Source organism: Streptomyces sp. CoH27, from assembly GCF_020181035.1.
GTDB lineage: Bacteria > Actinomycetota > Actinomycetes > Streptomycetales > Streptomycetaceae > Streptomyces > Streptomyces camelliae.
Genome location: NZ_JAIQYY010000013.1, coordinates 20,697 through 37,649, shown reverse-complemented (window position 1 = coordinate 37,649; position 16,953 = coordinate 20,697). Strand labels below are relative to the sequence as shown.

Annotated in this window: 19 protein-coding genes; 7 read left to right on the top strand and 12 right to left on the bottom strand. The window is 71.9% G+C overall.

Annotated features, from left to right (window positions below):
- The first annotated feature begins 35 nt into the window (after nucleotides 1-35).
- On the top strand, nucleotides 36-1,601 hold the full coding sequence (gene lnt / locus LE548_RS22825) for an apolipoprotein N-acyltransferase (RefSeq protein ID WP_225098802.1): 1,566 nt from the start codon (nucleotides 36-38) through the stop codon (nucleotides 1,599-1,601).
- Here lnt and LE548_RS22820 read toward each other — a convergent pair.
- Together LE548_RS22820 and LE548_RS22815 are read right to left on the bottom strand one after the other, a co-directional pair.
- Nucleotides 1,519-2,430 (bottom strand): Gfo/Idh/MocA family protein, encoded by a 912-nt coding sequence (locus tag LE548_RS22820; protein ID WP_225098801.1) that lies wholly within the window; start codon nucleotides 2,428-2,430, stop codon nucleotides 1,519-1,521. The genes lnt and LE548_RS22820 overlap by 83 nt on opposite strands.
- Before the next feature lie 10 nt (nucleotides 2,431-2,440).
- The gene (locus tag LE548_RS22815; RefSeq protein WP_225098800.1) at nucleotides 2,441-3,610 is read right to left on the bottom strand and encodes an FAD-dependent monooxygenase; all 1,170 of its coding nucleotides are present in this window, start codon (nucleotides 3,608-3,610) and stop codon (nucleotides 2,441-2,443) included.
- 79 nt (nucleotides 3,611-3,689) lie between these two features.
- Here LE548_RS22815 and LE548_RS22810 point away from each other — a divergent pair, with 79 nt between their 5' ends.
- The 3 genes from LE548_RS22810 (at nucleotide 3,690) to LE548_RS22800 (ending at nucleotide 5,444) form a co-directional block, all read left to right on the top strand.
- Nucleotides 3,690-4,280: a TetR/AcrR family transcriptional regulator gene (locus tag LE548_RS22810; protein WP_225098799.1), complete on the top strand. Its 591-nt coding sequence runs from the start codon at nucleotides 3,690-3,692 to the stop codon at nucleotides 4,278-4,280.
- A gap of 65 nt (nucleotides 4,281-4,345) precedes the next feature.
- Entirely contained in the window at nucleotides 4,346-4,858 is a 513-nt protein-coding gene (locus LE548_RS22805) for a DinB family protein (RefSeq protein WP_225098798.1), read from the top strand.
- Between the two features lie 115 nt (nucleotides 4,859-4,973).
- The gene (locus LE548_RS22800; protein ID WP_225098797.1) at nucleotides 4,974-5,444 is read left to right on the top strand and encodes a hypothetical protein; all 471 of its coding nucleotides are present in this window, start codon (nucleotides 4,974-4,976) and stop codon (nucleotides 5,442-5,444) included.
- Between the two features lie 22 nt (nucleotides 5,445-5,466).
- Here the strand turns inward: LE548_RS22800 and LE548_RS22795 are convergent, their stop codons facing one another.
- The 7 genes from LE548_RS22795 to LE548_RS22765 form a co-directional block, all read right to left on the bottom strand.
- Nucleotides 5,467-5,910, bottom strand: coding sequence for a hypothetical protein (locus LE548_RS22795; protein WP_225098796.1), 444 nt, complete (start codon nucleotides 5,908-5,910; stop codon nucleotides 5,467-5,469).
- A 106-nt stretch (nucleotides 5,911-6,016) separates the two neighbouring features.
- On the bottom strand, nucleotides 6,017-6,703 hold the full coding sequence (gene ung, locus LE548_RS22790; RefSeq protein ID WP_225098795.1) for a uracil-DNA glycosylase: 687 nt from the start codon (nucleotides 6,701-6,703) through the stop codon (nucleotides 6,017-6,019).
- A 98-nt stretch (nucleotides 6,704-6,801) separates the two neighbouring features.
- Nucleotides 6,802-8,382: an ABC transporter substrate-binding protein gene (locus tag LE548_RS22785; protein ID WP_225098794.1), complete on the bottom strand. Its 1,581-nt coding sequence runs from the start codon at nucleotides 8,380-8,382 to the stop codon at nucleotides 6,802-6,804.
- A gap of 197 nt (nucleotides 8,383-8,579) precedes the next feature.
- On the bottom strand, nucleotides 8,580-9,341 hold the full coding sequence (locus LE548_RS22780; RefSeq protein ID WP_225098793.1) for an SDR family oxidoreductase: 762 nt from the start codon (nucleotides 9,339-9,341) through the stop codon (nucleotides 8,580-8,582).
- Between the two features lie 22 nt (nucleotides 9,342-9,363).
- A complete protein-coding gene (gene fabG, locus LE548_RS22775; protein WP_225098792.1) occupies nucleotides 9,364-10,125 on the bottom strand; it encodes a 3-oxoacyl-ACP reductase FabG in 762 nt (253 codons plus the stop codon).
- 146 nt (nucleotides 10,126-10,271) lie between these two features.
- Complete coding sequence (locus tag LE548_RS22770) at nucleotides 10,272-10,721, bottom strand: DUF3037 domain-containing protein (RefSeq protein WP_225098791.1); 450 nt, start codon at nucleotides 10,719-10,721, stop codon at nucleotides 10,272-10,274.
- Nucleotides 10,718-11,494, bottom strand: coding sequence for a HipA family kinase (locus LE548_RS22765; RefSeq protein WP_225098790.1), 777 nt, complete (start codon nucleotides 11,492-11,494; stop codon nucleotides 10,718-10,720). The genes LE548_RS22770 and LE548_RS22765 overlap by 4 nt, the downstream gene beginning before the upstream one ends.
- A 162-nt stretch (nucleotides 11,495-11,656) precedes the next feature.
- Between LE548_RS22765 and LE548_RS22760 the strand changes: the two genes are divergently transcribed.
- Entirely contained in the window at nucleotides 11,657-12,181 is a 525-nt protein-coding gene (locus tag LE548_RS22760; RefSeq protein WP_225098789.1) for a Rieske (2Fe-2S) protein, read from the top strand.
- 6 nt (nucleotides 12,182-12,187) lie between these two features.
- Here LE548_RS22760 and LE548_RS22755 read toward each other — a convergent pair whose 3' ends face one another.
- Nucleotides 12,188-12,832 carry a cysteine hydrolase gene (locus LE548_RS22755; RefSeq protein ID WP_225098788.1) on the bottom strand — a complete coding sequence of 215 codons (645 nt, stop codon included), beginning with the start codon at nucleotides 12,830-12,832 and terminating at the stop codon, nucleotides 12,188-12,190.
- A gap of 84 nt (nucleotides 12,833-12,916) precedes the next feature.
- Between LE548_RS22755 and LE548_RS22750 the strand changes: the two genes are divergently transcribed.
- Nucleotides 12,917-13,387 carry a pyridoxamine 5'-phosphate oxidase family protein gene (locus LE548_RS22750; RefSeq protein ID WP_225098787.1) on the top strand — a complete coding sequence of 157 codons (471 nt, stop codon included), beginning with the start codon at nucleotides 12,917-12,919 and terminating at the stop codon, nucleotides 13,385-13,387.
- Nucleotides 13,388-13,392: 5 nt separating this feature from the next.
- Here LE548_RS22750 and LE548_RS22745 read toward each other — a convergent pair whose 3' ends face one another.
- Nucleotides 13,393-14,295: a LysR family transcriptional regulator gene (locus LE548_RS22745; RefSeq protein ID WP_225098786.1), complete on the bottom strand. Its 903-nt coding sequence runs from the start codon at nucleotides 14,293-14,295 to the stop codon at nucleotides 13,393-13,395.
- Between the two features lie 74 nt (nucleotides 14,296-14,369).
- Here LE548_RS22745 and LE548_RS22740 point away from each other — a divergent pair, with 74 nt between their 5' ends.
- Nucleotides 14,370-15,305 carry a DMT family transporter gene (locus LE548_RS22740; RefSeq protein ID WP_225098785.1) on the top strand — a complete coding sequence of 312 codons (936 nt, stop codon included), beginning with the start codon at nucleotides 14,370-14,372 and terminating at the stop codon, nucleotides 15,303-15,305.
- Between the two features lie 262 nt (nucleotides 15,306-15,567).
- Here the strand turns inward: LE548_RS22740 and LE548_RS22735 are convergent, their stop codons facing one another.
- The gene (locus LE548_RS22735; RefSeq protein WP_225098784.1) at nucleotides 15,568-16,899 is read right to left on the bottom strand and encodes an aminotransferase class I/II-fold pyridoxal phosphate-dependent enzyme; all 1,332 of its coding nucleotides are present in this window, start codon (nucleotides 16,897-16,899) and stop codon (nucleotides 15,568-15,570) included.
- Nucleotides 16,900-16,953: the final 54 nt, after the last annotated feature.

Sequence of the window (16,953 nt, the reverse complement as noted above, 5' to 3'; positions counted from 1 at the left end):
ACACTGAAGGTGCAGGCAGGGTAGGGAGGGTCCACATGAGGACGATCGACCACTGGCTCACCTCGCCCTGGCGGCGCTCCACCGTCGCCGCCCTCGCCGGTGCCCTGCCCGTCCTGGCCTTCCCCGCCCCCTCCCTGTGGTGGTTCGCCTACGTCGCCCTGGTCCCCTGGATCCTGCTGGCCCGCTCGGCCCCGAGCGGGCGCCGCGCCGCGTACGACGGCTGGATCGGCGGCTTCGGCTTCCTGCTGGCCGTGCATCACTGGCTGCTGCCGAGCCTGCACGTGTTCATCTTCCTGATCGCCGCCCTGCTGGGTGTGCTCTGGGCGCCGTGGGGCTGGCTGGTGCGCCGCTTCCTCGGCGGGCGGCCCACGCCGGGCCGGGGTGCCGCCGCGCTGCTGGTGCTGCCGTCGGCCTGGCTGATGGTGGAGCTGGTGCGGTCCTGGCAGGGCCTCGGCGGGCCGTGGGGCATGCTGGGCGCCAGCCAGTGGCAGGTCTCCCCCGCGCTGCGGCTGGCCTCGGTCGGCGGGAGCTGGCTGCTCAGCTTCCTGATCGTGGTCGTGAACGTGGCGGCGGCCGTGCTGGTCTCGGTGCGCGAGTCGCGGGTGCCGGCCGTGGCCTCGCTGGTCGCCACGGCCGCCGCGACCTCGGCCGCGTGGGCATGGGCGCCGCGCCCGCACGTGGACGGGCGGGTGCGGATCGCCGTCGTACAGCCGGGGATCATGGACGGCGGCGACAGGCGGTTCGCCCGCGAGGAGCAGCTGACCCGGCAGCTCGCGGGGCAGCACGTCGATCTGGTCGTATGGGGCGAGTCCAGCGTCGGCTTCGATCTCGGCGACCGGCCCGATCTGGCCCGGCGGGTCACCGCGCTGTCCCGCGCGGTCGGCGCCGATGTGCTGGTCAACGTGGATGCCCGCCGTTCCGACCGGCCCGGCATCTACAAGAGTTCGGTGCTGATCGGCCCGAACGGCCCGACGGGCGACCGGTACGACAAGATGCGGCTGGTTCCCTTCGGCGAGTACATACCGGCCCGCTCGCTGCTGGGCTGGGCCACCTCGGTCGGCAGGGCGGCCGGCGAGGACCGCAGGCGCGGCACCGAGCAGGTCGTGATGAACGTCGGCCACGGGCTGCGGATCGGCCCGCTGATCTGCTTCGAGACCGCGTTCCCGGACATGAGCCGGCATCTCGCCGAGGACGGCGCGGACCTTCTGCTCAGCCAGTCCGCCACCTCCACCTTCCAGGGCAGCTGGGCGCCGGAGCAGCATGCCTCGCTGGGCGCGCTGCGGGCCGCCGAGACCGGCCGCCCGATGGTGCACGCGACCCTCACCGGTGTCTCCGCCGTGTACGGGCCGGACGGGCAGCGGCTCGGACCGTGGCTCGGCACCGACGCGAGTGCCGTCCAGGTGTACGGCGTACCGCTGGCGCACGGCATCACGCCGTACGTCCGCTACGGCGACTGGCCGGTGGACGGCGCGCTGCTGGTACTGGCGGTGCTCGGTGCGGCGGAGGCGCTGAAGACGCTCAGGCTCCGCCGGAGCGGTCCCGCACCTCTCGTACCACCCGCTCGCACAGTTCATGGGTGGCCAGCGCGTCCCGGGCGCTGAGCACCTTTCCGGCGCGCACGGCGTCGAGGAAGGCGAGGACCGCCTGCTCGATGCCGCGCTGCCGGGCCACCGGCACCCAGTCGCCGCGCCGGCGCACGGTCGGCTGGCCCTTGTGGTCGATCACCTCGGCGAGGTTGAGCACCTGGCGCTTGGTGTCCTGCCCGGAGACCTCCAGGATCTCCTCGGTGGAGCCGCTGAGCCGGTTCATCACGCCGAGCGCGGTGAAGCCGTCCCCGGCGAGCTGGAGCACCACGTGGTGCACCAGTCCGCCCTCGGTGCGGGCACGCACCGTCACGTCGTCGACCGGGCCCGGCACCAGGAAGCGCAGGGTGTCGACGACATGGATGAAGTCGTCCAGGATCATCGTGCGCGGTTCCTCGGGCAGCCCGATCCGGTTCTTCTGCATGAGGATCAGCTCGCGCGGATGGTCCCGGCACAGCGCGTACCCGGGGGCGTAGCGGCGGTTGAAGCCCACGAAGAGGGAGGTCCCGCGGTCCTCGGCGAGGCCCACCAGCCGTTCGGAGTCGGCGAGTTCGTACGCGAGCGGCTTGTCGACGTACGTCGGTACGCCCGCCTCCAGCAGCCGGGTGACGATCTCGGGATGGACAGCGGTCGGCGCGTGCACGAAGGCCGCGTCGAGGCCTGCGGCGAGCAGGGAGTCGAGCGTGGTGTGCCGCCGCCCGGCCGGCAGGTGCAGGCTGTCCGCCACCCGGTCGAGGGTGGTGGACGTCCGGGTCTGGAGGTGGAGATCGATCCCGGGCTGGGTGGCCAGCACCGGCAGGTACGCCTTCTGCGCGATGTCCCCGAGTCCGATGCAGCCGACCTTCACGTGCGCTCCCCTACCGCTTGACCGTCTCTCCGGCAGCATACGGCGGCCGCCAGTCGGCGATGCCGTCGAAGCCGCGCAGGAAGAGCGCGGGTCCCGTCTTCGACAGGGCCGTGATCACGGTGTTGCGTACGGCGACGGCGGCGCGGCTTTCGGCCATGTTCACGCGGGCGACCTTGACGGCCTGGCGGGCGATCGCGGTGGTGCGCGGGAGGCGGGCGGCGGTGTAGGCGGGCAGGTCGTCGGCACGGTGCCCGAGGACGACGGCGTCCTCGACGGCCTGGTTGCCGCCCTGGCCGAGGGTCGGCGGCATGGCGTGGGCGGCGTCGCCGAGCAGGGCGACCCGGCCCGAGTGGTAGGCCGGCAGGGGCGTGGTGATGTGGTGCACGTCGTGCCGGAGCACGTCCTCGGGGCGGGTGGCGGCGAGGACGGCGGGGATGGGATCGTGCCAGTCGCCGAACAGACGCAGGAGTTCGGCCTTCTCGTCGTCGGGCGCCCGTCCACCGGCGGGCGTCACGGCCGCCGCGTACGCGTACACGCGGCCGTCCTTGAGCGGGTGCGTGCCCCAGATCCGGCCTCGGCCCCAGGTCTCATGCGAGGCGAACTGCGCGCCGGGGACCGGGATCATGACCCGCCAGGTGGTGAACCCGGCGTACACCGGGCCGGGGTGGCGCGGGAACAGGGCAGTGCGGACACGGGAGTTGATGCCGTCCGCGCCGACCACCAGCTCGGCCTCCAGCTCCTGCGTCCCGGTGCTCACCCGGGCAGGCCGCCGGCTGTCGCCGGGTTCGACGAGGGTGGCGGCGGACGCGGTGCGTACGACGCCCGGCGGGAGCAGGGCGGCGAGCCGGCCGACCAGGGTGGCCCGGGGCAGCAGGACCACCGGACCGCCGAAGCGGGCGGCTGCGGCCTCGGCGTCGGCCCGGGACAGCCAGCGCCCGCCCGGAGTGCGCAGGCCACCGTCGCCCTGCCAGGCGGCGAGGTCGCGGATCTCGTCGCCGATGCCGAGCACGTCCAGGGCGCGCAGGGCGTTCGGGGCGAGCGAGATGGCCGCGCCGACCGGTTCCAGCGAGCGGGCCCGCTCCAGCACGGTCACGTCCCAGCCCCTGCCGTGCAGGGCGGCCGCCGCGGCCAGGCCTCCGATTCCGCCGCCGATGACGAGGGCGCGTGCCGGCTGTGCCATGACTCCTCCAGAAGGTTCACTACAAGTGTAGTTAGCGTCCACCGTACTACGGCCGTAGTGAGCCGGATAGGGTCACCTCATGTCCGTACGCACCCCGCACCTCTCCCGCGCCGATCGCGTCGCCGACGCGGCCCTCGCCCTGCTCGCCGAGCGCGGGATGCGCGGGCTGACGCACCGGGCGGTGGACGAGGCGGCCGGGCTGCCGCTCGGCTCGACGTCGAACGTCGCCCGCACCCGGCAGGCGCTGCTGGAACTCGCGGTTCGGCGGCACGCCGAGCGCGAGGCCCGGGTGCTGTCCCTGGCGGAGATGCCTCAGCCGGGCGCCGGACTCGACGCGCTGGCCGACGGGCTGGCCCTCGCGGTGCACCGGTCGCTGACCCAGGGCCGGGCGCTGCTGATCGCCCGCTACGAACTCGCCCTGGAGGCCACCCGCCGCCCCGAACTGCGCGCCTTCTACGACCGCACGGGTGCCGTCTTCAAGGAGCAGCTGGCCGCCCTGCTCACCGCCGCGGGCTCCCCCGACCCGGCCCGGCACGTCCTGTCCCTCGTCGCCTGGGCGGACGGGCTGATGTTCTCGTGCGCGGCGGGCTCGTTCGGCGCCGAGGAGCCCGGCCTGGCGGAGATCCGCATGGGTCTGCGCGAACTGCTGACGGGCCTGCTGGGCCGGTGAAAGCCCAGGGCGGGGACCGGAAAATCCCTGGTGGGAAGGCATGAAACCAGGCGAGGATACGGGGCATGACGACCGAACGCAGAGAGCCTGACCAGGACGCCGGTGAACGCGCCATGCTGGACGGCTGGCTGGACTACCACCGCCAGACGCTGGCCGCCAAGTGCGAGGGGCTGACCGACGAGCAGCTGCGCACCGCGTCCGTGCCGCCCTCCGAACTGTCCCTCATGGGGCTGGTACGCCACATGGCGGAGGTGGAACGGGCCTGGTTCCGCAAGGTGCTGACGGGCGACGACCCGGGCCCGATCTACTACACCGAAGAGGACCACGACGGCGACTTCCATGTCACCGGGACCGACACCTGGCAGGAGGCGTACGCGACCTGGCAGACGGAGATCGGGATCGCCCGGCGCAACGCGGCCGGCTTCGCGCTCGACGATCTGTCCCAGGGGAAGAGCAGGTTCACGGACAGGCCGTTCAACCTGCGCTGGATCTACACCCACATGATCGAGGAGTACGCCCGGCACAACGGCCACGCCGACCTCATCCGCGAACGGATCGACGGCGCCACCGGCGACTGAACGTCACCTCCGGCACACCGGAGCCCTCCGAACGGGGCACGAGATCACCCGTGCGGGGGCATCGACCCGGGCTCCCCGGTGCCAACTCGGGCGCCGATCCAGCAGAGTTGCCCGGGTGCATCGAACGACCACCACCGCAGCGCTCCTGGTCACCGTGGCCGTCTCCGCCCTCTCCGGCTGTATGACGGTTCAGCGCCCGGCGACGCCGGCACCGCCGCCGGACACGGCCCCCACTCTGCCGACGGCACCCCGGCCGGAGGGCAGCACGGAGCCCCGAGCGGTCCAGGCACCGGCGCAGCAGGCCCTGGAGATGGTCGGCTCGTCCGACCGCCCGAAGGACACGAAGCCGCCGGTCTCCACGCACCGGACCGAGGCCCCTCCGGCCGCCCCGACCCGGCCCCGGGCAGCCACGCCCGCACACCCGCACCACCACGAGCGCCACCACCGCCACCCGCACACCGCCGCCCCGGCCCTGCCGAACCCGGTCCCCAAGGCCCCGGACGTCTGCGCCCTGGGCAGAAGGTACGGCGGCTGGAAGAGCGACAGCCCGGAGTCGGAGATCTGCGAGCAGACGTACGGCCACTGACGAGCGCCGCTCAGGCGAAGCGCTACTCCCCCAGCTGCAACTCCAGTCGCCGGATGGCGGCCCGCACCCCCTTGCCGTACTCGTCGTCGGCCAGGGAACCCGCGGCCCGCAGAGCGGAGCGCAAATGGCTGCGGGCGGCCTCGGCGCGATCGAGCTTCACATAGTCCGCGGCCAGATTGAGATGCAGCGACGGAAGGAAACCACCAGGCCCGTCGGCAAGCTCTTCCGCCGCCGACAACGCCCGCAGATCCCAGGCGAGTTCGTCCGCCGGATCATCCTGCGTGTCGGCCAGGTAGTGGGCCAGCGTGCACCGGTGCAGCGGATCCCCCGCCTCCTGGACCTCGGCCCACAGATCGAGAAGGCGGCTGCGGGCCTCCTCCCGGTCACCGGCATGGTGCAGCATCACGACCTGGCCGATCCGCGTCAGCACGTCATCCCGTGCCACCTGCTCCTGCCGCTCCGCCACCGCGTCCTCCGGGTACTGGTGCCAGTGTCCGGTCCCGACGCTAACCGGCGGCACCGGCAATCCCGGGCAGGCGGCCCCGTACGACACGGGGCCGCCCACGCGGCCGTCAGCCCTTCAGGTTCGGGATGGTCCAGTCGACCGGCTCGTGGCCCTGCCGCGCGATCCCCTCGTTGATCTGCGTGAACGGGCGGGAGCCGAAGAACTTCTTCGCGGACAGCGGCGAGGGGTGCGCGCCCTTGACCACCACATGCCGCTTCTCGTCGATCAGCGGGAGCTTCTTCTGCGCATAGTTGCCCCACAGGACGAAGACCGCCGGGTCGGGGCGGTCGGCGACCGCGCGGATGACCGCGTCCGTGAACTTCTCCCAGCCCTTGCCCTTGTGCGAGTTCGCCTCACCCTGCCGGACGGTGAGGACCGCGTTGAGCAGCAGCACACCCTGCTGGGCCCAGGGCATCAGATAGCCGTTGTCCGGGACCGGCAGGCCCAGCTCCGCATTCATCTCCTTGTAGATGTTGCGCAGCGACGGCGGGGTCTTCACGCCCGGACGGACCGAGAAGCACAGGCCGTGGCCCTGGCCCTCGCCGTGATACGGGTCCTGGCCCAGGACGAGGACCTTGACCTTGTCGTACGGCGTGGCCTCCAGCGCGGCGAAGACCTCCTCGCGCGGCGGGTAGACGGGGCCCTTCGCCCGCTCCTCCTCGACGAACTCGGTCAGCTCCTTGAAGTAGGGCTGCTGCAGTTCGTCGCCCAGAACCCCGCGCCAGGACTCGGGCAGCATGGCGATGTCGGTCACGTCAACGTCCTCACGATGTCTATCAACTACGGCGTGCGGTCACTTCCTGGTCCCAGAACCTACAGGCGACCACTGACAACCGGCACCCGAAGCCCGCTTCACCAGCTGGTCTTGCGGTGCAGCGTCCACATCATCATGATCGTCGACGGGTCGAGGGCCTGCTCGCCGCCGGAGATGTCCTCGCTGGCCGCGACGTACTGCCGGCCCTGCCACAGCGGGATCAGCCGGGCGTCGTCCACGAGGATCTGCTGGGCCGCCTCCATGTCCTTGACCGTCTGGGCGCGGTCGCTCTGGGCACGCGAGTGCGGCAGCAGCTTGTCGGTGATCTCCTTGGACGGGTAGGGCGTGCCGAGGGCGTTGTGGTCGCCGACGAAGGGGGCGATGAAGTTGTCGGCGTCGGGGAAGTCCGGGAACCAGCCGCGGCCGAACACCGGGTACTCGCCCTTCTGGTATCCGACCACGTAGGTCTTCCAGGGGCGGCTCTTCAGCGTGATGGTGAACAGCCCGGAGGACTCCAGCTGCCGCTTCAGCTCCTGGAACATCAGGGCCGTCTCGGAGCCGTAGCGGTCGGTGGTGTACCAAAAAGTGAGCGGGACGGGCTGGTGGATGCCCGCGTCGGTGAGGATCTTGCGGGCCTTGGGCACGCTCGGGTCGCCGAAGTCGTCGAAGAAGCCGGTGGCGTGACCGGTCAGGCCCTTGGGGACCATCGAGTACAGCGGGTCGACCGTGTCCTTGTAGACCTTGTGCGCGATGGCGCCCCGGTCGACGATCTGGGCGACGGCCTTGCGGACGGCGGGCTCCTTGGCCCAGGGGTCCTGGGGGTTGAACACCAGGTAGCTGATGTCCGTGCCGGCGCCGTCGACCAGTTGCAGGTTCGCGTTCCCGTGCTGCTGGAGGGCGAGGATGTCGTCGGCGGCCAGGCCCCGGTAGGTGACGTCGATCTGCTTGTCCCGCAGGGCCTTGACCATGCCGGCCGAGTCCTGGAAGTAGCGGATGGTCACCGCGTCGTTCTGCCGCTCCGCGAAGCCGTCGTAGTTGTCGTTGCGCGTCAGCACGGCCTGCTTGTCCTCGTCGTAGGACCGCAGCTGGTACGGCCCGGAGCCGTTGACCTTGGTGTCCTTGCGCAGGGAGCGGGCAGGGTAGTCGTTCGGGTCGACGATCGACATGGCGGGGGTGGCCAGCACGAACGGGAAGGTCGCGTCGGGCTGGTTGAGGTGGAAGACGACCTCGCGGTCGCCGAGCGCCTGCACCCGCTCCAGGCTGCCGAGCAGCCCGGCGGGGCCGCCGGGGGCGTCGATCGTGCGGATGCGGTCGATGGAGTACTTGACGGCACCGGCGGTGAGCGCGTCGCCGTCGGCGAACTTCAGGCCCGGGCGCAGCTCACAGCGGTAGGTGCGGCTGGTGGAGTCCGTGAAGGAGCAGCTCTTGGCGGCATCGGGCTGGGGGGTGGTGGCGCCGTTGGGATAGGCGAGAAGCGTCTGGAAGATGTTCCGGTACAGCTCCCAGGAGCCGTCCCAGGCGCCGGCCGGGTCCAGGGTGCTCGGCGCGCTGGTGGTCCCGACGACGATCGGCCCCTTGCCGTCACCGCTGCCGTCGGACAGCAGCCCGCACCCACAGGCCGCCAGGGACAGGGACGCGATCGCCGCGCCTGAACGCAGGAATCGGTTCCGGTAGAACACGCGCACGCTCCTCGATCCGCCGTACCAAGGGTCGGCAGACCATACCGCAGCGTTCGATCCTCTGAACCACCCCTGGAACAAGGGTTCTTGATCGAAAAATCGATGACGAACCGATGACGACGTTGTCAGTTCGCTGTGCGGATTCCGTACGGCGTTCCGGGCGCCGATCCGTCCGAAAATCGGCGCCCGGAGGTTGCTCAGCCCACGCCGGCGTTGAGGAAGATTCCGCCGTCCACGACGAGCGTCTGACCGGTGATCCAGTCGGACTGCGCGGAGGTGAGGAAGGCCGCGGCCCCGCCGATGTCGGAGGGCACGCCGAGCCGGCCGAGCGGGTAGGCGGCGGCCGCCTCCTCCTCCCGGTTCTCGTACAGGGCCTGCGCGAACTTGGTCTTGACGACGGCCGGGGCGATCGCGTTGACCCGTACCTTCGGCGCGAACTCGTGCGCCAGCTGCTGGGTCAGGTTGATCATCGCGGCCTTGCTGACGCCGTAGGCGCCGATGAACGGCGAGGGTGCGAGGCCCGCGACCGAGGCGATGTTGACGATCGAGCCGCCGTTCTCCTTCTGCCAGGCGTGCCAGGTCTTCTGGGCGAAGCCGAGCGCGGAGATCACGTTGGTCTCGAAGACCTTGCGGGCGACGTTCAGGTCGAGGTCCGCGATGGGCCCGAAGACCGGGTTGGTGCCCGCGTTGTTGACCAGGAAGTCGACGCGTCCGAAGGCCTCCATGGTGCGCGCGACGGCCTCGGTCTGGTGGTCGAGGTCGTGCGCCTTGCCGGCGACGCCGATGACCCGCTCGGCGCCGAGCAGCTCGACGGCCTCCTTCAGGGCATCCTCGTTGCGGCCGGTGATGCACACGCGGTCACCGCGGGCGACCAGCGCCTCGGCGACGCCGTAGCCGATGCCGCGGCTCGCGCCGGTGACGAGGGCGACCTTGCCGGACAGCTCCGGAAGTTCAGTCATGTCGGTGTTTCCCCAGGATTCCCTAGTCGAGCGGTCCGCCGGCGACGTACAGCACCTGGCCGGAGACGAAGCCGGCGGCCTCGCCGGTGAAGAAGGCGATGGCGTTGGCGATGTCCTCGGGCTCGCCGACGCGCTGCACGGGGATCGCGCCCGCGGCGGCCTTCTTGAAGTCCTCGAAGTCCATGTTGACGCGGTCGGCGGTGGCCTTGGTCATCTCGGTGGCGATGAAGCCGGGGGCGACGGCGTTGGCGGTGATGCCGAACTTGCCGAGCTCGATGGCGAGGGTCTTGGTGAAGCCCTGCAGGCCGGCCTTGGCGGCGGAGTAGTTGGCCTGGCCGCGGTTGCCGAGCGCCGAGGAGGAGGAGAGGTTGACCACGCGGCCGAAGCCGGCGTCGACCATGTGCTTCTGGACGGCCTTGGTCATCAGGAAGGAGCCGCGAAGGTGGACGTTCATGACGGTGTCCCAGTCGGAGACGCTCATCTTGAACAGCAGGTTGTCACGGAGCACGCCCGCGTTGTTGACCAGGATCGTCGGGGCGCCCAGCTCCTCGACGATCCGGGCGACGGCCGCCTCGACCTGCGCCTCGTCGGAGACGTCCGCGCCGACCGCGATCGCCTTGCCGCCGACGGCGGTGATCTTCTCGACAGTGTCCTTGCAGGCGGCCTCGTCGAGGTCGATCACGGCGACGGCGCGGCCTTCGGCGGCCAGCCGTACGGCGGTGGCGGCGCCGATGCCGCGTGCCGCGCCGGTGACGACCGCGACCCGCTGTTCAGTGGTGGACATTGCTTCTCCTCGCCCTTGAGAGAACCTTGCGGGGCCTTCGGTGAGAGAGCCCCTTATGCGGTGAGCGACCGCTTAGTACCTTCAGCACAGGTGACGCTAGAAGCCCTGGCACCCGGTGTCAACGGCACACGGGTGCATGTGATCCATTACCTCACCAAGAGGTCCAGCAAGCGCTCCGTCTCGGCCGCCGGGTCGGTGGTCAGGCCGGTGTGCACCGGACCGGGCTGGACGACGGTGGAGCGGGGCGCGATCAGCCAGCGGAAGCGGCGCCCGGCGTCGTCCCGGGCCGCCTGCCCGGCCTCCGCGCCGCCCGCGCAGTGCCGCTCGATCGCGCCGAGCGCGGCCCGGATCCCGGTCACGTCGGCCGCGGGGTCCAGGGCGAGCAGCCGGGCCTCGTCCAGGTGGGTGCGGGCGCCGACGTAGGCCTTGGCCCGGCTGTAGACGAGCACGCCCGCGTTGATGCACTCGCCGCGCTCGATGCGCGGTACGACCCGCAGCAGCGCGTACTCGAAGACGTCCCGGTCACCGCCCTGGCCCGCCCGGGTGATGTGCCGCTCGGTGACATGTCCGGCCATGTGGATGTGGGTCTCGCTCACTTGGTCCCCTCGAAGCCGGAGCCGATGCCGGTGATGCGTTCGTGGACGACGGCCGCCCGCGCGAGCAGCGGCCGTGCGTAGGCCCGGCGCAGGTCGTCCGGGGTGTCGAAGCCGGGCTCGTCGGCGAGCCAGGCGTCGGGGATCTCGGCAGTGACCTCGGCGAGCAGGTCCTCGGTGATCCGGGGCGCGAGGCCGGCCGCGGCGGCGGCGACGTCCGGCGCGAACCGGGCGAGGGCGTGGTCGGAGGCGTCGTAGGGGCGGGCGGCGGAGGCTTCGGCGGCGGGCCAGTTGTGGTGCCAGATCATCGTGGCGCCGTGGTCGATGAGCCACAGCTCGCCGCCGTGCACCAGGAGGTTGGGGTTGCGCCAGGACCGGTCCACGTTGTTGATCAGCGCGTCGAACCAGACGATGCGGCCCGCCTCCTCGGGGCTCACCGGGAAGGCGAGCGGGTCGTAGCCGAGCGCGCCGGAGAGGAAGTCCATGCCGAGGTTGGTGCCGCCGCTGGACCTGAGCAGCTCCTGCACCTGCTGCTCGGGCTCGCCGAGTCCGAGGACGGAGTCCAGCCGGACGGTGACCAGCCCGGGCATCCGGAAGCCGAGGCGCCGGGCGAGTTCGCCGCACACCACCTCGGCGACCAGGGTCTTGCGGCCCTGTCCGGCGCCGGTGAACTTGATGACATAGGTCCCGAAGTCGTCGGCCTCGACGAGCCCCGGCAGCGAGCCCCCCTCACGCAGCGGCGTGATGTAGCGGGTCGCGGTGACTTCCTTGAGCATCGCCCCAGGTTACTGGCGCGGGGCCGACAGCTCGCCGACAGCTCTGGCTTACGGCCCTCTCATGCCCCGGCGGCAAGGATCTGGGTGCCCGTCTGAACGGGCGGTGCCCGAGCGCCGTACCCCTGGACGGATCACGAGAAGCCCCGCGGAAGGGAAATTCACATGAGCACCGCATCGCCCCAGTCCACAGCCGGCCCGGCCCGCCGTACGGTCGTGGCGGCGGCCGGAGCGGCGGGGCTCGCCGCCGCGCTGACCGCCTGCGGTTCGAGCGACGACAACTCGTCCGGCACGGGCAGCAGCGGGGCCGGTTCCTCCGGGTCGACCGGCACCACCGGTACGACGGGGGCGGCCGGCTCCGGCGGGTCGACCGCGTCCTCCGGGGCGTCCGGGAACAGCGGCGGCACCGCGCTCGCCAAGACCGCCGACATCCCGGAGGGGGGCGGCAAGATCTTCAAGGACCAGGGCGTGGTCGTGACCCAGCCGACGGCGGGTACGTACAAGGCGTTCTCGGCCACGTGCACCCACCAGGGGTGCACGGTGGGCAGCGTGGCGAACGGCGTGATCGTCTGCCCGTGCCACCAGAGCCACTTCTCCGCCGCGGACGGCAGTGTGAAGCAGGGTCCGGCGACCCAGCCGCTGCCCGCCAAGAACATCGCCGTCTCCGGCGGGAACATCACCCTGGCCTGACCCGCCTCAGCCGCGTCCGCGCGGCCGTTCGAGGCAGCCGAGCACCTCGTCGGTGGTCGCGATCGTCGCGACCAGCGCGAGGGTGTGCCGGATCATCGCGGGGGTGTACTCGGCGGGCACCCCGGCGACGGCGTCGGCCGGGACCACGACCGTGTAGCCGAGGTTGACCGCGTCGAACACCGCGTTGGGTATCGCCACGTTGGCGGAGACCCCGGTGACGACCAGCGTGCGGCAGCCGAGATTGCGCAGCAGCGCGTCGACCTCGGTGCCGTGGACCGGGGACAGTCCGTGCAGCCGCCGTACGACGAGGTCCTCCTCGGCCACCTCGATCGGCGGCGCGACCCGGACGGCCGTGCTGCCCGCCAACTGCCGTACGGCAAGCCGCTCGGCGGCCCGGAAGAGGCGGGCGTTGCGGCTCGCGCCCCGGCCGTCCGGGCGGCGCTCGGCGATCGCGTGGATCACCTGGACCCCGCCCTCGTGCGCGGCGGCGACCAGCCGGGCGACATTGCGCAAGGCACCGGAGGAGCGGGCCTCGCGGGCGAGTTCGGGCAGCGCGCTGTCCGGGCCGACGACCCCCTGCTGGCACTCCACGGTGAGCAGGACGGTGCTCGCGGGGTCGAGGAGTTCCCTGAGCTGTGCGTACGACGGCATACCTGTTTCCTTTTCTGACGCGATGTCAGAGGATCGCCGGGACACGATAGTTCGCCGACACGACATGGGAGAAGAGGGGACCGCATGACCGCGACCGAGCAGCGCCGGGGCCGCAAGATCATGATGACACCCGGCGAGCTGGACGAGTTCCTGACCACCCAGCGCACCTGCCGGGTCGCGACCGTCTCGGCCGGCGGGGCACCGCATGTCAGCGCGCTGTGGTTCGCCTGGGACGGCACTTCGCTGTGGCTGTACTCGGTGGTGCGCAGCCGGCGCTGGACCCAGCTGTGCCGCGATCCGCGCGTGGCCGTCGTGGTCGACTCGGGCGAGGAGTACGACCAGCTGTGCGGGGTCGAGCTGTCCGGCCGGGTGGAGTTCGTGGGCGAGGCACCGCGCATCGGCGAGCTGTGCGCCGAACTCGACACGGCCGAGACGCTGTTCGCGCGGAAGAACTTCGGCCTGGACGAGATGCCGCACGACGGCCGGCACGCCTGGGTCCGGCTGACCCCGGAGAAGATCGTCTCCTGGGACTTCCGGAAGCTGGGCGGCGTGTAGCGGGCTCAGTCCACCGACCGAGCCGCCTCCCGCAGCGCCTCGACCGCCGCACGGATCGAGGGTCTGCGGTCGGCGTCCGCGCGCCAGACGACGTACACATGCCGGCGCACGCGCTGGACCAGCGGGACCAGAACCACGCCGGCGGGCACCGGGTGGCGGCCCAGCAGCGGTGCGATGCACACGCCCAACCCCGAGGCGACCAGGCCGAGTTGGGTGTGAGTCTCGCCGGCGCGGTGGCCGACGATCGGCTCGACGCCCTTGGACCGCAGCGTGAACATGAGCCACTCGTGGCAGAACTCGCCCTCGCCCCAGGTGATCCACTCGTCCTCGGCGAACTCGGCGAGGTCCACCTCGTCCCGGCCGGCCAGCCGGTGCGCCACCGGCATGGCGACATCGGCCGGGTCGTCCAGCAGGGGAGCCTTGACCAGGCCGTCGGGCAGTGGCATCGGCTTGTTGTACCAGTCCAGGACCACCGCGAGATCGAGGTCGCCGCGCACGACACCGGCGATGCCCTGCTCCGGTTCCAGCTCGCTGGAGCGCACGCGCAGCCCCGGGTGCTGGGCCCGCAGCGTGCCGAGCGCGGCCGGGAAGAGCCCGCGGGCGGCGGTGGGGAACGCCGACAGCCGTAGCTCGCCGACGACCTGCCCGCGATGCGCCTCCAGATCGGACTCGGCGAGCTCGACCTGGGAGAGGATCCGCGCCGCGTGCTCCGACAGCAGCCGGCCGGCGTCCGTGAGCCGCACGCCCCTGCCGTTCTTGGCCAGGAGCTGCTGGCCGACCTCCCGCTCCAGTTTGCCCAGCTGCTGGGAGACGGCGGACGTCGTGACGTGCAGCGCCTCGGCCGCCGCGCTGACCGAGCCGTGCCGGGCGAGGGCGTCCAGGGTGCGCAGGCGCTCCAAGTTCAACATGTAAGTGATTCTAAGAGGTACCGGGTGAGAAATCTCGATTGTGCTACGAGGTTGTCTCCAGCATCGTTGAGTCCATGAGCACGGTGACCCCATCCCGAACCCAGTCCCCCGCCCCCGTCTCCGCCCGGACCCGCCCCCGCCTCGACTGGCGGCTCCGCTTCGGTGGGCTGTCCCTGATCTGGGGCTTCAGCTTCCTGTTGATCAAGGTAGGAACGGAGGGCTACGCGCCCTTCCAGGTCACGCTCGGGCGTCTGGTGTTCGGTACGGCGGTGCTGGGCGCGGCGATGGCGGTCAAGCGGGAGCGCCTGCCGCGCGGGGCCCGTCTCTGGGGCCACATGGCGGTCGCGGCCTTCTTCCTCAACGCCCTCCCCTTCTCCCTCTTCGCGTACTCGGAGCTGACGATCCCGTCCACGCTGGCCGGCATCTGCAACGCGACCTCGCCCCTGTGGGGCATGGCCCTGTCCCTGGTCGCCCTCTCCGAGGACCGGCCGACCCGGGTCCGGGTGGCCGGCCTCGGCCTGGGCTTCCTCGGGGTGCTGACCGTGCTCGGCGCGTGGCAGGGCTTCCACGGCCTGGACGCCACGGGTACGGCGATGGCGCTGCTCGCCTCGCTGAGCTATCCGATCGGCTGGATCTATGTGCGGCGGACGCTGGCGGGGACGGGCAACTCACACCTCTCCATGACCGGCGCGCAGCTGCTCCTGGCGACGGCCCAGCTGGCTGTGGTGACACCGCTGTTCGCCGGTTTCCCGACGCATGTGTCCCTGGTGCCGCTGCTCGCGATCGCCGCTCTGGGGGCCCTGGGGACGGGGCTCGCGGTGCTGATCCAGTACGGACTGGTCGCCGAAGTCGGCCCTACGACCGCACAGATGGTCACCTACTTCATTCCGGTGATCGCGACTGCCGCGGGAGTGGCGCTCCTCGGGGAGTCGTTGCGGTGGTCCACGCCGGTGGGAGCCGTGATCGTGCTGGCGGGCGCCGCGCTGACGCAGTTGCGGCCGAAGGCCTAGCCAGGGGGTGTCGTTCGGATCAGGCCGGCCGTGACGAACGGTGCGGACCGGCCGACCCGAGCGGGCTCTGGTGTGTGCAGCCGCAAGGCGGAGGAGACCATGACATCAGCCGCTGCCGCTGCGGGCGACGCGATGGGGCCCCCGCGCGAGCCCCATTCGAGCGTCGGGGAGTCGGCGACCGACGACAACGCCGCTGGGGGCACCCCCTCTGGGGGAGTGCGTGCCAGAGCCCGCGACGCCGGGGTGATCCAAACGACACCTCCTAGCCGTACACGCGGCCCGGAGACGGTCGTACCGCTGCCGCCACCGCCTCCGCCAAGGGGCCGATGTCCTGCTCCGTGAGCGCGGAGACCGTGATGCGGATGGCCGGGGGGCTGTTCAGACGGAAGCGGGCTCCCGGGGCGACCGCCACGCCCCGCTGGAGGAGGCGGGCCACCGCGCCCGTCTCGTCGCGGACCGGGATCCAGACGTTCATGCCCGTGCGGCCGCGGCCGAGGACACCCCGGTCGGCCAGCGCGTCGAGCAGTGCGTCCCGACGTGAGCCGTACGACCGCGCCACCGCCGCCCGGTCCACCGCGTGCTCCTGCCACAGGCGGGCGACGGCGCGCTGCAGCAGCAGGCTCACCCAGCCGGGGCCGAGGCGCTGGCGGCCGCGTACCCGGTCGACGGTGAGCGGGTCGCCGGCGAGGACGGCCACGCGCAGGTCGGGGCCGTAGGTCTTGGAGGCGGAGCGGACGAGGGCCCAGTGGTGGGTGACGCCCGCGAGGGGGTTCAGGGGGACGTCGACGATGCCGTGGCCGTGGTCGTCCTCGATCAGCAGGGTCCCGGGGTGGTCGCGCAGCACCGCACGCAGGGCACGCGCGCGTGTGGCCGTCACCGAGGCGCCGGTCGGGTTCTGGGCCCGGTCGGTGACGATCAGGGCGCGGACGCCGGACTCCAGGGCCTGGCGCAGGTCTTCGGGGCGGGGGCCGTCGTCGTCCACGCCCACCGGGAGAGTGCGCAGGCCCAGCGCGGGAACCAGGTCGAGGACGCTGCCCCAGCCCGGGTCCTCGACGGCGACCGCGTCGCCCGGTCTGAGGTGGACGGACAGGACGCGTTCGATGGCGTCGAGGGAGCCCGACGTCACGGTCAGCGGGCCCTCGGGCACGCCGTCGGCGTCGAGTTCGGCGCGGGCGAGGCGGACGAGGTCCGCGTCGACGGGGTCGTCGCCGTAACGGACGGGCCGCTGGTCGCCTTCCCTCGCCGCTGCGGCGAGGGCGGGGGCGAGCCGGGGCAGCAGGGCCGGGTCCGGGTTGCCGGAGGCCAGGTCGCGGCCCCCTTCGGGGACCTCCACACGCAGTTCCTCGCGGCCGGTGGTGGCCGGCTTGGAGCGGACGCGGCTGCCCCGCCGACCGGCCGTCTCGATCACCCCCCGCTCCCGCAGGATGCGATAGGCGGCCGCGACCGTATTGGGATTCACGCCCAGCCGAACCGCCAACTCCCGCATGGGCGGCAGAGGTTGGCCCGGTGCCAGCTCACCGGCACCGACCGCGCGCTCCACGTCGGCGGCAATCTCTGCTGCGCCACGCCCTTCGATCCGATACTCTCCTAGCACAAAGAGCATTATGCACTAGTGCAATACCTGGGGCAACGCCGCTCGCCGAACCGC

What these genes read in the sequence shown, in the direction of transcription:
- lnt (WP_225098802.1), top strand. Translation starts at nt 36, where the DNA reads ATGAGGACGATCGACCACTGGCTCACCTCGCCCTGGCGGCGCTCCACC.
- LE548_RS22815 (WP_225098800.1), bottom strand. Translation starts at nt 3,610, where the DNA reads ATGGCACAGCCGGCACGCGCCCTCGTCATCGGCGGCGGAATCGGAGGC.
- LE548_RS22810 (WP_225098799.1), top strand. Translation starts at nt 3,690, where the DNA reads ATGTCCGTACGCACCCCGCACCTCTCCCGCGCCGATCGCGTCGCCGAC.
- LE548_RS22805 (WP_225098798.1), top strand. Translation starts at nt 4,346, where the DNA reads ATGACGACCGAACGCAGAGAGCCTGACCAGGACGCCGGTGAACGCGCC.
- LE548_RS22780 (WP_225098793.1), bottom strand. Translation starts at nt 9,341, where the DNA reads ATGACTGAACTTCCGGAGCTGTCCGGCAAGGTCGCCCTCGTCACCGGC.
- fabG (WP_225098792.1), bottom strand. Translation starts at nt 10,125, where the DNA reads ATGTCCACCACTGAACAGCGGGTCGCGGTCGTCACCGGCGCGGCACGC.
- LE548_RS22765 (WP_225098790.1), bottom strand. Translation starts at nt 11,494, where the DNA reads ATGCTCAAGGAAGTCACCGCGACCCGCTACATCACGCCGCTGCGTGAG.
- LE548_RS22760 (WP_225098789.1), top strand. Translation starts at nt 11,657, where the DNA reads ATGAGCACCGCATCGCCCCAGTCCACAGCCGGCCCGGCCCGCCGTACG.
- LE548_RS22755 (WP_225098788.1), bottom strand. Translation starts at nt 12,832, where the DNA reads ATGCCGTCGTACGCACAGCTCAGGGAACTCCTCGACCCCGCGAGCACC.
- LE548_RS22750 (WP_225098787.1), top strand. Translation starts at nt 12,917, where the DNA reads ATGACCGCGACCGAGCAGCGCCGGGGCCGCAAGATCATGATGACACCC.
- LE548_RS22745 (WP_225098786.1), bottom strand. Translation starts at nt 14,295, where the DNA reads ATGTTGAACTTGGAGCGCCTGCGCACCCTGGACGCCCTCGCCCGGCAC.
- LE548_RS22740 (WP_225098785.1), top strand. Translation starts at nt 14,370, where the DNA reads ATGAGCACGGTGACCCCATCCCGAACCCAGTCCCCCGCCCCCGTCTCC.